Origin of the sequence: Pseudoalteromonas sp. 1CM17D (assembly GCF_023161805.1) — a bacterium.
GTDB lineage: Bacteria > Pseudomonadota > Gammaproteobacteria > Enterobacterales > Alteromonadaceae > Pseudoalteromonas > Pseudoalteromonas atlantica.
On the sequence record NZ_JALNTP010000001.1, the window covers coordinates 573,590 to 594,416 of the forward strand.

At 40.1% G+C, this 20,827-nt stretch carries 20 protein-coding genes and 1 tRNA gene; 10 read left to right on the top strand and 11 right to left on the bottom strand.

The annotated features are described in order from the left end of the window. Positions 1–31 precede the first annotated feature (31 nt). The 3 genes from aroA to gyrA all read right to left on the bottom strand — a co-directional run bounded on the left by aroA (position 32) and on the right by gyrA (position 5,201). Positions 32–1,309, bottom strand: coding sequence for a 3-phosphoshikimate 1-carboxyvinyltransferase (gene aroA, locus MSC25_RS02570; protein ID WP_248442460.1), 1,278 nt, complete (start codon positions 1,307–1,309; stop codon positions 32–34). Beyond that, positions 1,309–2,391, bottom strand: coding sequence for a 3-phosphoserine/phosphohydroxythreonine transaminase (gene serC, locus MSC25_RS02575; RefSeq protein ID WP_024034095.1), 1,083 nt, complete (start codon positions 2,389–2,391; stop codon positions 1,309–1,311). The genes aroA and serC overlap by 1 nt, the downstream gene beginning before the upstream one ends. 110 nt (positions 2,392–2,501) lie before the next feature. After that, entirely contained in the window at positions 2,502–5,201 is a 2,700-nt protein-coding gene (gyrA, locus tag MSC25_RS02580) for a DNA topoisomerase (ATP-hydrolyzing) subunit A (RefSeq protein ID WP_054982454.1), read from the bottom strand. Between the two features lie 178 nt (positions 5,202–5,379). On the opposite strand from gyrA, the gene ubiG reads away from it, so the two are divergent. The 5 genes from ubiG (at position 5,380) to yfaE (ending at position 10,941) form a co-directional block, all read left to right on the top strand. Next, entirely contained in the window at positions 5,380–6,090 is a 711-nt protein-coding gene (ubiG, locus tag MSC25_RS02585) for a bifunctional 2-polyprenyl-6-hydroxyphenol methylase/3-demethylubiquinol 3-O-methyltransferase UbiG (RefSeq protein ID WP_004587866.1), read from the top strand. Beyond that, on the top strand, positions 6,090–6,770 hold the full coding sequence (locus MSC25_RS02590) for an HAD-IA family hydrolase (protein ID WP_248442462.1): 681 nt from the start codon (positions 6,090–6,092) through the stop codon (positions 6,768–6,770). Before ubiG ends, MSC25_RS02590 begins: the two co-directional genes overlap by 1 nt. Positions 6,771–7,182: 412 nt before the next feature. Beyond that, entirely contained in the window at positions 7,183–9,465 is a 2,283-nt protein-coding gene (nrdA, locus tag MSC25_RS02595) for a class 1a ribonucleoside-diphosphate reductase subunit alpha (protein ID WP_054982452.1), read from the top strand. A gap of 73 nt (positions 9,466–9,538) precedes the next feature. Continuing rightward, the gene (gene nrdB / locus MSC25_RS02600; RefSeq protein ID WP_004587863.1) at positions 9,539–10,669 is read left to right on the top strand and encodes a class Ia ribonucleoside-diphosphate reductase subunit beta; all 1,131 of its coding nucleotides are present in this window, start codon (positions 9,539–9,541) and stop codon (positions 10,667–10,669) included. Next, a complete protein-coding gene (yfaE, locus tag MSC25_RS02605) occupies positions 10,669–10,941 on the top strand; it encodes a class I ribonucleotide reductase maintenance protein YfaE (RefSeq protein ID WP_248442464.1) in 273 nt (90 codons plus the stop codon). Before nrdB ends, yfaE begins: the two co-directional genes overlap by 1 nt. 2 nt (positions 10,942–10,943) lie before the next feature. Here the strand turns inward: yfaE and MSC25_RS02610 are convergent, their stop codons facing one another. Beyond that, on the bottom strand, positions 10,944–11,546 hold the full coding sequence (locus MSC25_RS02610) for a DUF1287 domain-containing protein (protein ID WP_248442466.1): 603 nt from the start codon (positions 11,544–11,546) through the stop codon (positions 10,944–10,946). 27 nt (positions 11,547–11,573) lie between these two features. Further along, positions 11,574–12,047, bottom strand: coding sequence for a hypothetical protein (locus MSC25_RS02615; RefSeq protein WP_248442467.1), 474 nt, complete (start codon positions 12,045–12,047; stop codon positions 11,574–11,576). Positions 12,048–12,406: 359 nt separating this feature from the next. Here MSC25_RS02615 and MSC25_RS02620 point away from each other — a divergent pair, with 359 nt between their 5' ends. From MSC25_RS02620 to MSC25_RS02630, 3 genes are all read left to right on the top strand, one after another. Further along, complete coding sequence (locus MSC25_RS02620) at positions 12,407–12,838, top strand: hypothetical protein (protein ID WP_248442635.1); 432 nt, start codon at positions 12,407–12,409, stop codon at positions 12,836–12,838. 546 nt (positions 12,839–13,384) lie between these two features. Beyond that, positions 13,385–13,585 carry a hypothetical protein gene (locus tag MSC25_RS02625; protein ID WP_248442468.1) on the top strand — a complete coding sequence of 67 codons (201 nt, stop codon included), beginning with the start codon at positions 13,385–13,387 and terminating at the stop codon, positions 13,583–13,585. 254 nt (positions 13,586–13,839) lie between these two features. Then, positions 13,840–14,010, top strand: coding sequence for a hypothetical protein (locus MSC25_RS02630; RefSeq protein WP_248442469.1), 171 nt, complete (start codon positions 13,840–13,842; stop codon positions 14,008–14,010). A 496-nt stretch (positions 14,011–14,506) separates the two neighbouring features. Here the strand turns inward: MSC25_RS02630 and MSC25_RS02635 are convergent, their stop codons facing one another. Beyond that, positions 14,507–14,935, bottom strand: a complete 429-nt coding sequence (locus MSC25_RS02635) for a tetratricopeptide repeat protein (RefSeq protein ID WP_248442471.1) — start codon at positions 14,933–14,935, stop codon at positions 14,507–14,509. Between the two features lie 212 nt (positions 14,936–15,147). Here MSC25_RS02635 and MSC25_RS02640 point away from each other — a divergent pair, with 212 nt between their 5' ends. After that, positions 15,148–15,537, top strand: coding sequence for a YkgJ family cysteine cluster protein (locus tag MSC25_RS02640; protein ID WP_248442473.1), 390 nt, complete (start codon positions 15,148–15,150; stop codon positions 15,535–15,537). A gap of 124 nt (positions 15,538–15,661) precedes the next feature. Continuing rightward, positions 15,662–18,043 carry a TonB-dependent receptor gene (locus MSC25_RS02645; RefSeq protein ID WP_248442475.1) on the top strand — a complete coding sequence of 794 codons (2,382 nt, stop codon included), beginning with the start codon at positions 15,662–15,664 and terminating at the stop codon, positions 18,041–18,043. 267 nt (positions 18,044–18,310) lie between these two features. On the opposite strand, the gene MSC25_RS02650 is transcribed toward MSC25_RS02645, so the two are convergent. From MSC25_RS02650 to MSC25_RS02670, 5 genes are all read right to left on the bottom strand, one after another. Continuing rightward, on the bottom strand, positions 18,311–18,931 hold the full coding sequence (locus tag MSC25_RS02650; RefSeq protein WP_004587856.1) for an FKBP-type peptidyl-prolyl cis-trans isomerase: 621 nt from the start codon (positions 18,929–18,931) through the stop codon (positions 18,311–18,313). Between the two features lie 69 nt (positions 18,932–19,000). After that, positions 19,001–19,387 carry a hypothetical protein gene (locus MSC25_RS02655; RefSeq protein ID WP_248442477.1) on the bottom strand — a complete coding sequence of 129 codons (387 nt, stop codon included), beginning with the start codon at positions 19,385–19,387 and terminating at the stop codon, positions 19,001–19,003. A 53-nt stretch (positions 19,388–19,440) separates the two neighbouring features. After that, a tRNA-Ser gene (locus MSC25_RS02660) sits at positions 19,441–19,531 on the bottom strand. Positions 19,532–19,659: 128 nt separating this feature from the next. After that, positions 19,660–20,037 carry a hypothetical protein gene (locus MSC25_RS02665; protein ID WP_024034084.1) on the bottom strand — a complete coding sequence of 126 codons (378 nt, stop codon included), beginning with the start codon at positions 20,035–20,037 and terminating at the stop codon, positions 19,660–19,662. Between the two features lie 204 nt (positions 20,038–20,241). Further along, positions 20,242–20,790 (bottom strand): NAD(P)H nitroreductase, encoded by a 549-nt coding sequence (locus MSC25_RS02670; RefSeq protein ID WP_004587853.1) that lies wholly within the window; start codon positions 20,788–20,790, stop codon positions 20,242–20,244. Between the last annotated feature and the right edge of the window lie 37 nt (positions 20,791–20,827).

The window sequence follows — 20,827 nt, forward strand, 5'->3', positions numbered from 1 at the left end:
GTGTAACTTTTTATAATTATTTATAAAAAGCCTACTCACTCACTGATGCTAAAACCTTGAAAAAGGTTGGAAAAGTTTTATATGTACACTTAGGATCGTTGATTGTAATAGGCTTTCCGCCTACGGCAACCATTGCAAAACACATCGCTATACGGTGATCGTCATACGTATCTATAGCCACATCATTGAATGCACTCGGTGGTGTAATTTCGATAAAATCTTCACCCTCTACAACCTCGGCACCCACTTTACGAAGTTCAGTTGCCATTGCATATAAACGGTCGGTTTCTTTTACACGCCAGTTATAAATATTGCGAATAGCCGTAGGCCCTTTAGCAAATAAAGCAACCGTAGCAAGTGTCATTGCCGCATCAGGGATAGCGTTAGCGTCAATATCTACACCTTTTAATTCGCCTTTACGAACAACTAAACGCTCGTCATACCATTTTATTTCAGCGCCAACTTGTTCCATCACTTTAGCAAAACCAATATCACCTTGAACTGATTTAGCGCCCACGCCTTTAATTTCAATTTCGCCACCGGCAATGGCCGCTGCCGCAACAAAGTAAGACGCTGATGATGCATCACCCTCCACCATAATACGCTCTAGTGATTGGTATTGTTGGCCGCCTTTAACTTTAAATGTTGTATAGTCGCTGTGCTCAACTGTCACCCCAAAACGCGCCATTACATCTAACGTAATATCAATGTAAGGCTTAGATACCAAAGTACCCTTAATGGTAATTTGCGTATCACCACTAAATAAAGGGGCAGCCATTAGCAATGCTGTTAAAAATTGGCTAGAAATACTGCCATCAATTTCAACAGTACCGCCTTTAATTTGCCCACCAATTATTTTTAGTGGTGGGTAGTCTTTATGTTTTGTGTAGGTAATATCGCCGCCAAGTGCTTGTAGCGCATCGACCAAGTGCCCTATTGGGCGCTCTTCCATGCGCGGCTCACCTATAAGCTCATATTCCCCAGCTACAGCAGCGAGTACCGCTGTTAAAGGACGATACGCTGTACCTGCATTGCCTAAAAATAAAGGGTCACTTGGGGTTTTAAATACACCGCCAACCCCTTCTACGGTTGCCACAGTGCGATCATCATTAAGCGTTACGTTAACACCTAGTAGTTTTAATGCACCCAACATGTGGCGAATATCATCGCTATCTAACAGGTTTTCTACAACGGTAGTCCCTTGAGCCAGCGCTGCTAATAATAAAATACGGTTTGATAGGCTTTTAGACCCTGGTAAGGTAACACTGCCATTTACACGAGAAATAGGCTCTAAACGAAGTTGTTCCATTAGCTGTGCTCCTGTGCAAATGCCGCCATAAAGTCAACCAAGGCTTGCACACCTGCAAGTGGCATTGCGTTATAAATACTTGCGCGCATACCGCCTACAATTCTGTGCCCTTCTAGGGCAAGTAAGCCGGCTTCTTTAGATTGCGTTACAAACTTTTCGTTTAAGCTTTCATCGTTTAGCCAAAACGGTACATTCATACGCGAACGACAATGCGTCGCTACTTTATTAGTATAAAAAGGCGATTCATCAATAAAGTCATAAAGCAGCTTAGCTTTAGCAATATTTTGTGCTTCCATTGCCTTAACGCCACCGTTTTGCTCTAGCCATTCAAATACTTCGGCCGCTAAATACCATGCAAAAGTAGGCGGTGTATTAAACATGCTGCCTTGTTTTGCTTCAAGTGCGTAATCTAAAATGCCAGGTTTAGCTAAACCTTCACGCTCAAGTAATGTTTTGCGCACAATAACAATAGCTATACCTGATGGACCTATATTTTTTTGTGCACCGGCATAAATTAAATCAAATTTATTTACGTCAATTTCTCGCGACAAAATAGTCGACGACATATCAGCAATAATAGGCGCTGTTGGGTGACTAGGCACATCAAAAATCTCTAATCCGTCTACCGTTTCATTTGGGCAGTAGTGAATGTAAGATGCATCTGCAGGTAACTCCCACTGCGCCACTTCTTTTATAGAAAACAGCCCGTTTGCGTCATTTCTAACGTTGATTGAATGGGTTTGAGTAAATTTATTAGCTTCGTCAGTGGCACTTTTAGACCAAACGCCGTTCTCGCAGTAAACCGCCGTTTTACCATTTTGATGTAAATTTAATGGCACAGCGCTAAATTGACCGCGACCACCACCGTGCATAAATAACACTTCAAATTCATCGCTAATGTTCATTAAACGACGAAGGCTGGCTTCGCATTTTGCTGTAAGCGCTAAAAAATCTTTACTACGATGACTTATTTCCATCACAGATACGCCTAAGTCTTGCCAGTCTAAAAATTCTTTTTGTGCTTTTTGCATAACAGCTTGTGGAAGCATAGCTGGCCCCGCACAAAAATTATATTTACTCATTACCTTTGCCTCATTCCAGTAATTTAAACTCTTTTGATAAACAAAAAAGGATTATTAATTTTTTTCAACATGATAAAAAAAAGCGGCCTTAGCCGCTTTTTCAATTTCAGTTATTCAGAAGGTGGATTATCATCCGTTGCTTCTTCATTTACTGTATCAACCGTTTCAACGTCTTCAATATCAACTAAGTCACTGTCTGTAACTTCAATCTCTTCGATACGTTGTAAACCAACTACTTGCTCTTCGTCAATAGTTCTGATCAAAATAACACCTTGGGTGTTACGTCCAACCGTCGATACTTCATTAACGCGGGTACGTACTAGCGTACCACGGTTTGAAATAATCATTATTTCGTCGTTGTCGTCAACTTGTACAGCGCCAACTACTGCGCCATTACGCTCACTCACCTTAATAGATACAACACCTTGTGTTGCACGGCTCTTAGATGGGTAATCTTCAAGTTGAGTACGTTTACCGTAACCATTTTCAGTCACAGTTAAAATAGCACCGTCAGACTTAGGCACAATTAACGACACTACGCGTTGGTCGTCGGCCATCTTAATACCACGAACACCGGTAGCAGTACGACCCATAGGGCGAACACCTTTGAAACGAATTTCAGGGTTGCCTTCTTCGTCGAGTACCGGGTTGCCGTTTTCATCAACAACAGCAGACTCTTCCGCTTCTTTAAAGCGTACAACTTTACCTGCATCAGTAAACAACATAATTTCGTTGCTACCGTCGGTAATATCAACCCCAATTAGGCTATCGCCTTCGTTAAGGTTTACCGCAATAATACCGCTTGCACGTTGACGGCTGTATGCCGTTAGTGGGGTTTTCTTCACAGTACCAAATGCAGTTGCCATGAAAATGTATTTATCTTCTTCGTACTCGCGTACAGGTAAGATAGCAGTAATGCGCTCATCATCTTCAAGTGGCAGTAAGTTAACAATTGGCTTACCGCGAGCGGCGCGACTAGCCAGTGGTAACTGGTATACTTTAAGCCAGTACAAACGACCCGCAGTAGAGAAACATAAAATGGTATCGTGGGTATTAGCCACTAAAAGACGCTCAATGAAATCTTCATCTTTCATCTTCGTTGCTGACTTACCTTTACCACCACGGCGCTGCGCTTCGTAATCAGACAATGCCTGATACTTAACGTAACCTTCGTGAGATAGGGTCACAACAACATCTTCTTCGTTAATTAAATCTTCAAGGCTAATATCGTGCGCTGCCGCGTTAATTTCTGTACGACGCTCATCACCATATTGCTCTTTAATTTCTACTAACTCATCACGAATAACTTCCATTAAACGCTCAGGGCTAGCTAAAATGTGTAGTAGCTCAGCAATTAAATCTAACAGCGATTGGTACTCTGCTAAGATTTTTTCATGCTCAAGACCGGTTAGTTTGTGTAAACGTAAATCAAGAATTGCTTGTGCTTGCTGCTCAGAAATATAGTACTGACCATCGCGAATACCCAGCTCACTTGCCAGCCAATCTGGGCGTGCTACGTTGTCTTCGCCTGCTTTTTCAAGCATAGCTTGTACGTTGCCTAAATCCCATGGGCGAGCTGTTAAGGCTACTTTAGCCTCTGCTGGGGTTGGCGATTTACGAATTAGCTCAATAATTGGGTCGATGTTGGCAAGCGCAATTGCTAAACCTTCAAGGGTATGAGCACGGTCGCGCGCTTTACGTAAATCAAATACGGTACGGCGTGTAACCACTTCACGGCGGTGAATAACAAACTCTTCAAGCATTTCTTTTAAGTTGAAACACTTAGGTTGGTTGTTAATTAATGCAACCATATTCATACCAAACACAGTTTGTAACTGAGTTTGTGAATATAAGTTGTTGAGGATAACTTCACCTACATCACCACGTTTGATCTCAATAACGATACGCATACCGTCTTTATCTGATTCATCACGTAGTGCGCTAATGCCTTCAATTTTTTTATCTTTAACAAGCTCAGCAATTTTTTCAATTAAGCGTGCTTTGTTAACCTGATAAGGAATTTCGTGCACGATAATGGTTTCGCGGCCTGTTTTTTCATCGGTTTCGATGTCGGCGCGTGCACGCATGTACACTTTACCACGGCCGGTTAAATAAGCATCTTCAATGCCTTTTTTACCATTGATAATGGCAGCCGTTGGGAAATCAGGACCCGGAATGTAATCCATTAATTCATGAATCGTTAAATCAGGGTTTTGAATAAGCGCTAAACAACCATTAACCACTTCAGTTAAGTTATGAGGTGGAATGTTTGTTGCCATACCTACCGCAATACCCGATGAACCGTTAACGAGCAAGTTAGGCACTTTGGTTGGTAAAACGTCAGGAATTTGTTCGGTACCGTCGTAGTTAGGAACGAAATCAACCGTTTCTTTTTCAAGATCGGCTAATAACTCATGCGACATTTTTGCCATACGTACTTCTGTATAACGCATTGCCGCTGCTGAATCACCATCAACCGAACCGAAGTTACCTTGGCCATCTACAAGCATATAACGTAGTGAGAATGGCTGTGCCATACGCACGATGGTGTCATAAACTGCACTGTCGCCGTGTGGGTGGTATTTACCGATTACGTCACCGACCACACGGGCCGATTTTTTGTAAGGCTTATTCCAGTCATTACTAAGCTCGTTCATTGCAAACAAAACGCGGCGGTGAACAGGTTTTAAACCATCACGTACGTCTGGTAATGCACGTCCTACAATTACGCTCATTGCGTAATCAAGGTAGGAGTTTTTTAACTCGTCTTCAATATTGACTGGCAGAATTTCATTGGCGAGATCAGTCATTTGATATCACATTCCTTCAGTATCAGCTCTTAGCAACCCGGTATTAGGCGCCAAGAGTATTTGTTATTATTTCTAAGCGACCATGCTATCACAATTAATTTAAATTTACAGGCGCAAAACTTTGCGATTTATCAATTTAGCCCTATATAATGGCCTCAGATTGACGAGGAAGTATTTTATGACCGAACATCAAAATGTAGATAACGCAGAAATAGCAAAATTTGAAGCCATTGCAGAGCGATGGTGGGACCAAGACGGAGAGTTTAAACCTCTTCACGAAATTAACCCATTACGATTAGACTTTGTGGCTAACAAAACCCAAGGCTTATTTGATAAAGAAACACTCGATGTAGGCTGTGGTGGCGGCATTCTTAGCGAAAGCATGGCACGCATGGGCGCACACGTAACCGGTATAGACATGGGGCAAGAGCCACTCACCGTAGCAAAGCTTCATAGCCTAGAAACCGGTGTAAATGTTGACTATATAAAAGTACCAGCGGAAGAATTTGCAACCCAGCACCCTGCTCGCTTTGATGTAATAACCTGTATGGAAATGCTAGAGCATGTACCTGACCCTGCTTCTATTATTCATGCAGTCGCAGAGCTTGCCAAGCCAGGGGCTGATGTGTTTTTCTCAACCCTAAATAAAACACCTAAAGCTTATTTGTTTGCTATTGTAGGTGCTGAAAAGCTGTTAAAAATGGTGCCTGAGGGCACACACGATCACAACAAATTTATCAAACCTGCACAACTTATTGCATGGGCTGAACAAGCCGGTTTAAAAGTACGTGCCAGTGCTGGCCTGGGCTACAACCCGCTTTCTAAGCAGTATTCATTAAATACAGATGTGAGTGTTAATTACATTCTTCATTTTGAGAAGTTAGCGTAATGGCTAGCTCTCATACCCCCTTAACTCCTTTTGAGTACGACGCTTTCTTATTTGATTTAGATGGCACCTTGCTTGATACAGCAGACGATTTAGGTGCTGCTTTAAATGCTGTACTTAAAAGTGAAGGTGTTGTGCAAGTTACGCCTGAGGCGTATAGAAAAGTAGCGTCTAATGGCGCCGGCGCACTACTTGAACTTGGCTTTAAAGCGCAATGGGCATCGCAACCACAAACTGAACGTATAAAACAGTTAGTCAGCCACTACAGCCAAAACCTAGCGACACACACCCGCTGCTTTGAAGGTATAGAATCATTACTCATAGCCCTTGATAACCAAGGTATAAAATGGGGAATAATGACTAATAAGCCAGGGTTTTTAACCGATCCATTAGTGGCTGCTATACCCGCTTTAAAAAATGCACACGTTGTGATCAGTGGCGATACCCTCACCGAGGCTAAACCATCACCTTTACCCTTACTACACTGTACAAAACTGATGAACGTAGATCCTAAGCGTTGTTTATACATAGGTGATGCTCAACGTGATATAGAAGCAGGTAAAGCCGCAGGTATGCACACAGCAACAGCCCTTTGGGGCTATATACCAAGTATTGATGAGGCCAAGGGCTGGGAAGCCGATTTTAACTGGCACACCCCTATTGATGCTTTTAACCATATATAGTGCCATGTAAATTTTTAAGCACTATATATTGTGATTGTGTTAGTTTTTATGCAAAGCTTGATGATAAAAAAAGCAGTCGAAATTTATTTTCAAAATGCGTAAATTTAGCAGATCATTAGTTGATTTTTAGCTATTTCAACTTAAATGATTGTTCGAAGGTGAGTGACTACTAACACAAATACGTTATCCCAAAGTTATCCACAAATAGGGGCAATTATGTCCCTTGCAAATCAGCTCAGACCACACTATCTTGTGATCTCTAAATTGAACAACACCAGATATTGTGGCCAAATGTTATTCAATTAAATTCGCCAATACGGTGAAACTTATAATAAATGAATACGTACCTTGCTTTGGCGAGGTATAAAGCATTGGTCAAAATACACAATTCCCAAGGAATACAGGCAAAGCTATGAACCAACAGTTATCTGTAAGCAAGCGTGACGGGCGTAAAGAGCCTTTAGATCTTGATAAGATCCATCGCGTTATTGAATGGGCCGCCGAAGGTTTAAACAACGTATCGGTTTCACAGGTTGAATTAAAGTCACACATTCAATTTTACGACGGTATTCGTACAAAAGACATTCACGAAACCATCATTAAAGCAGCAGCCGATCAAATTTCAAAAGAGTCGCCTGACTACCAGTACTTAGCTGCCCGCTTAGCTGTATTCCATTTACGTAAAAAAGCGTATGGCCAGTTTGAGCCACCACGTTTATTTGACCATGTTACAAAAATGGTTGAAGACAAACGCTACGACGCGCACTTACTTGTTGATTACACAGAGCAAGAGCTTGACGAGCTAGATGCTTATCTTGATCATTCGCGCGATCTTAACTTTAGCTACGCAGCAGTAAAGCAGCTTGAAGGTAAATACCTGGTACAAAACCGCGTAACGGGTGAGATTTACGAAAGCGCTCAGTTTTTATATATCTTAGTGGCTGCGAGTTTATTCTCTGACTACCCGCGCGAAACGCGTACTGACTACATCAAACGTTTTTACGATGCAGTATCAACGTTTAAAATCTCTTTACCTACGCCAATTATGTCGGGTGTGCGTACGCCTACGCGTCAGTTTAGCTCGTGTGTACTTATTGAATGTGGCGACAGCCTTGATTCAATTAACGCCACATCATCTGCCATTGTTAAGTACGTTTCACAACGTGCAGGTATTGGTATTAACGCTGGCCGTATTCGTGCTTTAGGTAGCCATATCCGTAATGGCGAGGCGTACCACACAGGTTGTATTCCTTTTTATAAGCACTTTCAAACAGCAGTTAAAAGCTGCTCGCAAGGTGGTGTACGTGGCGGTGCTGCAACGTTATTCTACCCGCTTTGGCATTTAGAAGTAGAAAACCTACTGGTACTTAAAAATAACCGTGGTGTTGATGATAACCGTGTTCGTCATTTAGATTACGGCGTACAGTTTAATAAACTAATGTATTCTCGTTTAATTAAAGACGACTACATTACATTATTTAGCCCATCAGATGTGCCTGGCCTTTACGATGCATTCTTTGAAGACCAAGACGAGTTTGATGCGTTATACGTAAAATACGAGCAAGACGAGTCTATTCGTAAAAAGCGTATTAAAGCGATTGAGCTTTTCTCAATGTTCGCACAAGAGCGTGCCAGCACAGGTCGTATTTATTTACAAAACGTGGATCACTGTAATACGCACAGCCCGTTTATTTCTAAAGTTGCGCCAATTCGCCAATCTAACTTATGTTTAGAAATTGCATTGCCAACTAAGCCGTTAAATAACGTAAACGATGAAGAAGGCGAAATTGCACTTTGTACGCTATCTGCATTTAACCTAGGCGCTATTGAGTCACTTGATGAACTTGAAGAACTTGCAGAGCTTGCAGTACGTGCACTTGATAACCTACTTGATTTCCAAGACTACCCAGTACCGGCTGCACGTAATGCCACTATGGGCCGTCGTACGTTAGGAATAGGCGTAATTAACTACGCTTACTACCTTGCTAAAAATGGTAAGCGTTACTCAGATGGCAGTGCTAATGCACTGACTCACAAAACGTTTGAAGCAATTCAATACTACCTAATGAAAGCATCAAACGAGCTGGCTAAAGAGCGTGGCGCGTGTCCTAAGTTTAACGAAACAACGTACTCTCAAGGTATTATGCCAACTGATACGTACAAACGTGACTTAGATAAAATTTGTGATGAGCCACTGCACTTAGATTGGGATTCATTACGTGCCAGCATTAAAGAGCACGGCATGCGTAACTCAACACTTAGCGCATTAATGCCTTCAGAAACATCGTCGCAAATCTCTAACGCAACTAACGGTATTGAGCCACCACGTGGTCACATTAGCGTTAAAGCAAGTAAAGACGGTATTTTAAAACAAGTAGTTCCTGAGTACGAACGCTTAAAAGATAACTACGAGCTACTGTGGGATATTCCATCAAACGATGGTTACTTACAGTTAGTGGGCATAATGCAAAAGTTTATTGACCAAACTATTTCGGCCAATACTAATTATGATCCAAACAAATACGAAGGCGGTAAAGTACCTATGAAAGTCTTATTAAAAGACTTACTAGGTGCATACAAGCTTGGTGTTAAAACACTTTACTACCATAACACCCGCGATGGCGCATCAGATGCACAAGACGACACTCCAGAAGTGGAAGATGATGATTGTGCAGGCGGCGCGTGTAAAATTTAATAGTTAAACTTAAAGCGGGCTCTTTGCCCGCTTTGTCCTGATAGTTTTAGTGATAGTTTTTTGAGTGATAGACATGTCTTATACTACTTTTAGTCGTAACCATAATGATCAAATGCAAGAGCCAATGTTTTTTGGCCAAACCGTTAACGTTTCGCGTTACGACCAACAAAAATACCCTATTTTTGAAAAATTGATTGAAAAGCAACTTTCGTTTTTTTGGCGTCCAGAAGAAGTAGACGTAAGTAAAGACCGTTTAGACTTTCAAGCATTACCAGAGCACGAAAAGCACATATTTTTAAGTAACTTAAAATATCAAACGCTGCTTGATAGTGTACAAGGCCGCTCACCAAACGTTGCCCTACTCCCCATTGTATCTATTCCTGAGCTAGAAACATGGATAGAAACATGGGCATTTAGTGAAACTATTCACAGTCGCTCTTACACCCACATTATTCGTAACGTTACACAGTCACCAGAACTTATTTTTGATGACATAGTAAGTAACGAAAAAATTAGCGAACGTGCTGATGCGGTAACCACCTACTACGATGATTTAATCAATGGCGTGTCGCTTTATAACCTGTATGGCGAAGGCAAGCACGAAATTAACGGTCAAACCGTTGTGATTAGCTTATTTGATCTTAAAAAGAAACTTTACCTTGCCATGATGTCGGTAAATATTCTTGAAGCCATTCGTTTTTATGTCAGCTTTGCGTGTTCGTTTGCCTTTGCTGAGCGTGAATTAATGGAAGGTAACGCTAAAATCATCAAGCTAATAGCACGTGATGAAGCGCTTCATCTGTCGGGTACGCAGCATATTTTAAACATTATGCAAGATGGTAAAGATGACCCTGAAATGGCGATTGTTGCCGCGCAGTGTCGTGAAGAAGCCATTAAAATGTTTGTTGAAGCCGCAGAGCAAGAAAAAGAATGGGCAGAGTACTTATTCAAAGATGGCTCTATGATTGGTTTAAACAAACACATTTTATGTCAGTATGTTGAATACATCACTAACGCACGTATGACCGCCATTGGCCTGCCTGCGCAATTTGAAAACAACAGTAACCCAATTCCATGGATCAACTCATGGCTTGTGTCTGACAATGTGCAAGTTGCACCGCAAGAAGCAGAAATTAGCTCATACCTTGTAGGTCAAATTGACTCACAAGTAGATGCCTCAGAATTTGGTGACTTTGATTTATAATGTGTGACAAACCCACTGCAAGTATAACGCTTGCAGATAACAGCCAGTGTATAGAGTTTAGCACTGGCTGCCCTTCTGTTTTAGATTGCTTAGAAAACCAAAAAATAGACGTAGCGTATCAATGCCGCGAAGGTTATTGTGGCGCGTGCAGAGCCACGTTAGTCTCAGGCCAAGTGCACTATAACGAAGAGCCTTTAGCGTTTGTACGCGAGGGAGAAATACTGCTGTGCTGCTGTAAGCCAAACGGTAATATAAGTATTAATTTAAAATAAATTTACTGCGTTTTATTCAAATGCTGTGGTTCAAACCGGTAGTGCCCTGTGATTATATAATCAAAAAGCATATCGGTTTTTTCTGCCCCACGCCCAATGTTATGTACAATTAATGGATTGCCAGTTTGTACTGAACGCTCATTAACTACCATACCTATATGTGGCAGGTTACCCGGTAACATCCAAGTCACTATATCACCTGTTTTATAATCTTCAGGGCTATCAGATAACACTAACGCACGACCCTGTCTTTTAAAGTAGGTTTGTAAGTTAGGCACTCTTCGGTGGTCTATATTTTTATCAGGCTTATTTAAACCCCAAATACGTTTAGATGGATACAGTGTAAAGTTATTTTGCATGTCTTCATGCACGAGTTTCTGTAAATCGATGCCTAACTTTCTGTAACTTCTAATTATTACATCGGTGCACACACCTACATTCTCAGGTACATCACCACCAGGATAGCCAATAGAGCGATAAGACCCATCGTAGGTAACGTTATGTGTTGTTCTTTCAAGTAATGCAGCCACAATATCGTCATCAAACGATGCCGCATAGGCATTTACACTAAGTAAGCTCAGTAAAAAAACAGTAAAGCGTGTCATATGCAATCCTGTGAAAATGTTAATTAACTACAAAGCTTGAACCACGTGTTCAGGCACGTTTATTTTATTGCCATTATTTGTAAAGTGCTTATCAAGACCATACGCCATTACTTCAAGTGGCGCAGCTGCATAACCAACCTGCTGAATTTCGGTTAAGTAACGTAACATAAAAGCCTCGGCGCCAAGTTCACTCCATTGGGCTACGTGAACAAGTTCATGAAAATGTACAGCTAAATTATCAGCTACGTAAGGAAGCATGTAATAAGTGTTTTTGTATGTAGTACCTGCGGCATCCATGTCAATAAAATCGTCTAATCCCATTTCACGCAAAAAAGGAAAGTTAGGTTTGGGTATTTCATCGACAATAACGTAAAAGGCATTTTTTAAAAATTCGACAGGATAAAACCCTGTAAACTCACTAGCAAATTTCTCACAACTGATTCTTTGGGTTTTATATTTAATATTTGTTGCATCAATCCATTGTTCTATTTGTTCGAGCACGTCCTTTCTCCAAAATACTAACTTAACATTGTATAAGTGTTGTAAGCCAACAACTCAATTGTAACAAAAGTAAATTAACGAATCTCTTTTTTAAAATTTAAAAATGTTAATCACTCTTCGGTTTAATTTAAAGACAGCGCGTATTTGCCATGTACAGGAAGTAAGCACATAAAATAGGCGTGGTTTACCTTAAAACCAAACTCTATGCTAATAATTTCAACATAGAAAAATAAACAGTTCCTAGATAGTTAGACGTCTTCTTTATACTTAAAAAACTGTTATTATTTGTAACTAAAATCGTAACTAAAACACTTATGTATAAATTTAACCTTACATACGTGAATTTGAGTATTAACACAATGCGTTTATGTGCAAGCCTTTTACTAATTTTACTTTCTGGTACAGCTAATGCTGAAAATATAAAACCCTTTACATCAGATGGGTGTAGCTCATTCCCTGATGGGACCATACAGCATAAAAAGCTCTGGTTAGCGTGCTGCACAGCGCATGACTATGCCTATTGGCAAGGTGGTACGTACGAGGAACGTTTAAAAGCAGATAAAGTATTACAGCAGTGTGTTGCTGATGTAGGCGAGATACATATAGCTAATCTCATGCTTGCTGGGGTACGTATTGGTGGAAGCCCTTTTATACCAACCACGTTTAGGTGGGGCTATGGCTGGTCTTATCCTAGGTTATATCAAGCATTAACAGCAGATGAGGTTGAGCAAATCACTGCTTTAAAAACTGAGTTAACTAAATCTGACCAAGGTCTTGTTGTAAAAAACTGACTATAAAAATAATATCAAAAGGAATTGAATCACTGTGCTTATACTTATACTACTGAACGTCGTTTTAATTTTATTTCCAACAGTAATATCTTACTTTATTGCGCGTAATTACGCTAAAACCGCGAAATCAACAAATAAAGGAGCCTATATTAGAGCAGTGCTTTGGCCTAGTGTTTTTTCGTGGACAATTTTTGCTGCTTTTGGGCACGGTGCAATCATCTTTCCCCTACCCTCAATACTCGCCGCAGTATTATATTTTTGTTTTTATGGCGAACGAGACGTCTATTATAACCCCCATGTTTTACTAAGCCCAACTATTCCAATAGCGGTTTATTTAATAAGTTATTTCAAATGCAAAAAAGCTGCCAATAAAGAGCTGACGCCCTAACCTACTGCATACTTGATAGTACGTTCTAAAATCACACATACTATTACTGTATTCCTATTAGTTATAATAACGTGAACACTATTAACTGAATATAATTGTGTAAATAACAGGTCTGGTAAATTAATAAAGCGTCATTACCAAAAATAACGAGTTTACTTATGCACCCAGATATACAAAAAAACTTTAAAATAAAACCTGCTCACATCATTTCATTCATTGTGTTTTTACTAGTTTCTATGTCTACACTAACCGCCAAAGTGTATGCCGCTGATGCTGTATGGCCTTCAAAAACCACTTACAAATATGCAAATGTAAATGGTAAAAAAAATCGTCTATCGAGAAGCTGGTACACAACATAAACAAACTATTATTTTATTACATGGTTATCCATCATCGTCACATAGCTACCGTGAACTAATTCCTCTTTGTCTGGGCGCTACCACGTAATAGCGCCTGATTATTTAGGTTCTGGTTATAACGCACGCTCAAACCCAGAAACTCAAAAATATACTTTTGATTTTCTGGCTCAATACTTGAAGAGTTACTAACAACGCTTAAAGTAAGGCGCTACGGCCTATATATACAAGACTTTGGAGCACCTGTGGGCTTTAGCATGTTGTTAAGTAACCCAATTAGACTTGTTGCACTTATTGTACAAAATGGCAATGCGTATTTAGAAGGGCTAACCCTACCGAGGCAAGCGTTTTTTAAAGCCGCGAATGAGCAGAAAACACAAGCTCAGAGGGATAAATTTATTCATTCACGTCTAATAAAGCCATTATAAATAAGCAATATTTATGATACGTACAAAGTAACCCAGAAGTGACGAGCCCAGATAGCTGGACTCACGTTCTTCACTTTTTACAAACCAAATCCGATAGAGTAATTCAAGTACAATTGCTACAAGATTACTACAACAACCTTCTCGACTATCCAAAATGGCAAGCTTATTTACGCAATTACCAACCCCCAACGTTAATTGTATGAGGTAAAAACGACCCTGCGTTTATAGCCGCAGGCGCTAAAGCATACTTAAAAGATGTACCGAACGCTGAACTACATTTACTCGGTTCAGGACACTTTAGTGTTAAAGAAAAACCAGTAGAAATTGCAAAGTACATTGTCGATTTTATGAATAAGCTAGCTCAATAGTAAGCCTTTTCTTTTGGTTTAGTATTTATAGCGAACATAAAAAAGCACTGAGGGTATAAACCATCAGCGCTTTATTAAGCTTAAGCCAAATCCACAAGAATCACATTTAATATGGATAAGTTATGTATTTAGCCTTCTTCTTCAATAAGTGACTCTAGTAGGTCGTGTATTTCGGCTTTAAGCGCTTTATCTTCAATTTTATTAGCGCTGACCTTGGCATTTTTTAAGTTTTTAATCGCTTCGTTTTTTTGTCCAAGCTCTATTTGTAGAGTTGCCATTGAATAAGCAACCGACGACATATGATCTTTATTATTGATTGCAACCGACTTCTGTAGCGCTTTTTCATACGTGGTAATTGCCTCTTCAAGTTCTTCGGTAAAGTCAGCTAAGGTTTCCCACTGTACAGGGTGATCTTTTGAAGTATTCTCGTTTTCTTCACAAATAGCTTTGAGCCTAGAAAATAATAATTCAAACCTTTTACGGTCGTTTCTATTTGCAGCTTCCATCAGTTGCTCTGCTAAATCATGTACTGCTTTATATACTTTGGTGTTCATCATCAGGAACTATCCTTAACTGGTCACTAAACTAACTATTTAGAGGCGCCCTAATCTTATTAGAACGGCTAATTATTTAGGTGTAATAATACATTAATAATAGATAGCGGGTTGGAATTAAAAGTGTGGTTTTAAAATTATATATAAAAAAGTAATCCACGTTAGTTACAGTGATACACTGAAAAACAAATGGACACCTAATATACTGGCTAAAAATGAAAGAGTGCAACCAATGCGGTAAATGCTGTATTAAATACGGTGGGGGCGATTTAAGTGCAACCGTACAAGAAATTGAAATGTGGGCACTGTTTAACCCAGAGATTTATCAATATGTTAAAGATGATGAAATTTGGTTTGATCCAAAAACGCAATTGAGACTCTCCACTTGCCCCTTTTTAGAAATAGCGCCCAAAAAAGAGCCCTCCCATAAAACAATTTATACCTGTAGCATTTACCTAGATAGGCCAGAAGATTGCCGCCATTATCCAAGCCTGGTCTCAGAAATGATACGTGATGAATGCGAAATGATAGAACCTATCGATGTAAAAAACCAAACTAGAGCACAACATAAGCTTAATATAATTATGCTTGATAGCCGCTCTTAAACAACTTATCTTATTTGCGTGTTTATTCATCGAAAAACATTAAGCTATAGTATAACATTGTTGATAAGTCAAAAACGCAGTGTTATATTATATCACAACATAGTAACCGCGAACCTTTAAGACAATGACAAAGTTAACATTAATTTCCTCTGCAGTTTTTTCTGTTTTATGTTCTCATTCAGCATTTGCTGCTACCATTACCGGTAAAATAACAGACGATAAAAACCAACCTATTGAAAACGCAGCTGTACACGTACATGGTAAAGACCAAGGTGTAAAAACCAACGCACAGGGCGAATTTTCTATTGATGTAGACTCTCAAAGTCAATTGCATGTAAGTAAAGACAACTTTATAGACTCGCGTATTGCGGTAAATGAAAACTCAAGCAATGTAACGGTGTCGCTTACCCCAACCTCGGTAGAAACCGTTGTTGTATATGCCTCTGCACTACATAAAAATAGCTTAGAAATGATTTCGCCGGTAAGCGTTTTATCGGGTGATGAGCTTAAAAACAAATCAAAAGCGACCCTTGGCGAAACACTAAAGGGCTTACCAGGTGTTAATGCCAGTTATTTTGGTCCAGTGTCATCAAGCCCTATTATCCGTGGTTTAGATGGCCCTCGCGTTAAAATTACCCAAAACGGTTTAGATGCCAGCGATGCATCGCGCATTGGTCCTGACCATGCAACCTCAAGCGACAGCTTAGCAGCGGAACAAATTGAAGTATTGCGCGGACCAAGCACCCTACTTTATGGCTCAGGCGCAATAGGTGGTGTGGTAAATGTGGTTGATAACCGTATTCCAACGAGCAATTTAGATGATTTAACCGGTGCTGCTGAATACAGCCATGACACGGTTTCTAACTCAAATACCGTGGCTGCAAAACTAGAAACAGGAAATGACGGATTTAACTTTCATTTTGATGGGACTAAACGCAGCGGCGATGACTATGAAACGCCTACATTTAACATTACAGATGAAGATGGTGATGTAGAAACCCATAACTCTGTAGAAAACACTTTTATTGATAGCGACACATTTAATGTGGGTACGAGTTATGTGGGCGATCATTTAACGGTTGGCTTTTCTTACGGTAGCATTGAAACCGATTACGGTATTCCTGGGCATGAGCATCATGACCATGACCATGAAGGTGAAACCGAAGAAGAACACGATGAGCACGCAGATGAAGAGGAAGAAGAGTCTGTTTATGCACATCTAGAGCAAGATCGTTGGCAAGGTCTTATAAGCTATGCGCTCGATAACAACTGGATTGAAAATATTAACCTTCGTGTTGGCTACACTGATTACAAACACAGTGAAATTGAAGACGGTGAAATTGGCACCACCTTTAAAAACGAAACAACCGAAGCACGCTTAAATGTAGAGCACAAGTTAGCGCAGTGGCACGGTATGATGGGCTATCATTATAGCGAATCGGACTACGACGCAATTGGCGAAGAAGCATTTACTCCTGCAAGTGTAACCACTACACATGCGTTATACCTACTTGAAGAACGTGAATTTGGTGATGTTACACTAGAGCTTGGTGCGCGTATTGAAGATTACGAAATAACAAGCACAATTACCGACAGCGAGCACGCACATGATCACGATGAAGAAGAAGATCATGACGAAGGCGAAGAAGAAAGCATTGCATACAGCGAAAGCTTTACTAATGTAAGCGCCTCTGCCGGTGCTATTTGGCAATACACACCAGGGCAAAGCGTAGCACTTAGCTTATCTCACTCTGAGCGTGCGCCCCTTTCTGCTGAGCTTTTATCAAACGGATTACACATTGCTACAGGTACTTACGAGCTAGGCCTTGGCTATCATATTGAAGATAACGAGGTTCACTTTGAGCCAGAAGACATTAAACAAGAAAAATCGACCAATTTAGATTTTAGCTTTAGGCGTTTTAGCGGTGACTTTGGTTACACAGTTAATTTTTTCTATAACGATATTAAAAACTTTTATTATCAACAAAACACTGGATTAGTTTACGACGAAGAAGATGGTTTAGAGTCTGCAATTGGCGCTCACGATGATGCGGTTGCCGTATATCAATTTGCCAGCAAAGATGCTGAACTCTATGGTGTAGAATTTGATGTACACTATCAAATTGACCCTAATGCCATGGTTAAAATATTTGGTGATTCAACACGCGCTAAGCTAAAAGACGACGAAGGTAACTTGCCGCGCATACCAGCAAATAAATTAGGCTCTGAATTACAATATAATGTAGGCGATTTACAACTAACACTCACAGGTACGCACTACTTTGAGCAAGATAATATTAGCGCCTATGAAACTAAAACCGACGGCTACACAATTGTTGATGCTCAAGCTAATTATCAGTTAAGTTTAGGCGCTATAGATACGCAGTTATACTTAAATGTAGATAACATTACAGACGAACTTGGCTTTGTTCACAGCTCGTTTATAAAAGATAAAGCCCCACTACCAGGTAGAAACTTCCGCTTTGGTATTAGAGGTTATTTTTAATAACGCTTTGGCATTTATTCAGTTACTTTTAAAGCCGCATTTTATATGCGGTTTTTTTATGCCTACTCATATAATTAACTAGGTTATTTACTTGTTGTAATAGCGTTTGTAGCGCAGGTAGCAAGTTTACCTTTCCCCCAAAATAACTCACTTAATTATGCGGATTGGCCTAAATTATTAACGTTTTATAGCTTGGAATTAAACCACAAGACACAAAAAAGCCGCGGTCAAGACCACGGCTTTATAAATACTGACTTAATAACTAAATTAAGAAAGGATTTCGTGCAGCTCAACGTCAAATACAAGCGTTGAGAAAGGTGCAATTGCAGCACCTGCGCCACGTTCACCATAAGCAAGCTCATGAGGAACGTAAATACGCCATTTAGTGCCAACTGGCATCATTTGTAAAGCTTCAGTCCAGCCTTTGATCACGCCACCTACTGGGAATTCAGCTGGTTGACCGCGCTCGTAAGAGCTATCAAATACTGTACCGTTAATTAATGTACCGTGGTAATCAACACGTACTGTAGACTCAGCAGTTGGCTTTTCGCCTTCGCCTGTTGCTAGTACTTCGTATTGTAAACCAGACTCGGTAACAGTGATTTCAGGACGCTTAGCGTTTTCTTCTAAGAATGCAATACCTTCAGCAGAAAGTACTTTTGCTTCTTCTTCACGACGCGCTTGGATCTCTTCGTTAATTTTTTCAAATGCAGCTTGGATCTCAGGGATCTCAACTTGAAAAGCGCTACCAGCGTACGCATCTTTCATGCCTTCAAATACTGAATTTAGGTTTAAGCCTTCAAAAGGGTTAGACTTAAGTTGCTCACCCATTTGTAAGCCAATACCGTAACTTGCTTTTTCAGCATCTGTAGTAAAATTATCTGACATAATGTGTTTTTCACGTTTTGTTAGTTAAAAGACGCGTACATGCTAACATAAAATAAAACCGGTTTGGGGCTAGTTTTTACTGTGTTTTACCTTAATTTTGCCAACTATGTAGCTACAAAGGGGTAAACTGAATAAAAATCCAACAAGCAATGGCCACGCTAGTAAACCGCCACTGCCAAACAGCACCAATGGCACTAATACTAAACCAACTAAAGCAATAAAAGCAGCGCCAATGACAGGCCAATGCGTATCGTATTTAGTAATAAGATGCGCAGTTAATACGTTAAAGCCAATACCATACACAAAGGCGGTGATAAGCGCTGCGTCTGGTTGTGCATCTGCTGCCATTTTTATTAATAAATTAATCGCGCTTTGATAACAGTAGCCAAATACAATCCACAGTAGTACATGCTTTACTAAGCGTTGCGATGTTGTAAGGTTTGCTTCTTTTGACATTTATTAAACTCCACAAAGCAAAAAACCGCCCATAAGGCGGTTTTTTTAAATAATGGTGGAGAGATAGGGATTTGAACCCTAGATAGGCTACAAACCTATGCCGGTTTTCAAGACCGGTGCATTCGACCACTCTGCCATCTCTCCGTACGGCGCGAATAATAGGGGGTATTGAGCAACTTGTAAAGACCTAAATGTAAATAATTAGCTAAAAACAGCATTTGGTTCAAAAAAACACCACAAATAGCTAAAAACCTACATTGCTCATTGCCCTATTAATAATATTGCTTTGGCCTACGTGCAATCCACGAACAAATTAAGCACAGTAATAAACTGAGTGCTAAAAATGTAACGCTTTGAAATATTAAATCAAAACGGTTTAAATCATCACTTGGTACTACCACAAATAAAAATGCAGGTAATACACTAAGCAATAACACATAAAAACAAATTTTAAAGGCCCGACCAAAATCAAACCTTTTTGACTGCTGCATCCACCAGGTTAATAAAACAAGCATTCCCATAGCAGAGCCAGCTATAAAATGTGCAGTATTCGTGCTCATTGCCACATAAAGTGTAATAAAAGCACCCACTATTCCCCAAATTGACCATGCCAGCCAATTCTCTTTTTCTTGTAAAAATAAATTTCCCATCGTTTTCGTCTTCTTTATCGTTATTTTTATTAAGACTTTCCATACTTTAACAAAAAACAACCGATTAAAAAACAAACTGAAGAAGAAAAAGTTAACCTATATTGCTTCCGTGCACTTCTCACAGCTAAATCAAAAAAGGACGAGCCTAACAGCAGCAACCTTAATGCTATATGACTGCGCAGAACTATAATAGTTCATTATTTATTATAAATAAGTGAAGTAATCATCTGGTTTATGCTTAGCTGCCTTTTTGCACTCAATCTCTGGGGTGCCTAAATATAAATACCCAACAATTTCATCTTGCTCGTCTAAATTAAGGGCATTTTTGACTGCTGTGCTTTGTGCAAAATACCCTGTACGCCATACACCACCTAAACCTTGTGCAAATGCGGCTTGTTGCATGGCAAGTACACTGCAACCGGCGCTTTGTACTTGCTCAATACGCGGCACTTTTGGATGGGCTTGATACTTAGCAATAGCAATAATGATCATCGGTGCGCGCAGCACAAGCTCTTTTGCGCGTTTAATCACTTTTTCTTCTTGCTGCTCAGCAACGGCGCTTTGATGGTATATCTCACCTAATTTATGGCGGGCATCACCTTGAACAACAATAAACTGCCAAGGCGCAATACATCCGTGATCAGGCACCCGTAACGCGGCTTGCTTTATTATATCGAGCTGCTCTGAATTTGGCCCTGGGGCGGTTAATTTAGCGTCAGATTGGCGGGTTAGTAAAAGCTCAATAGCATCCATAGCGTACTCTCATAATTCAAAACGTTAGAGTACCATT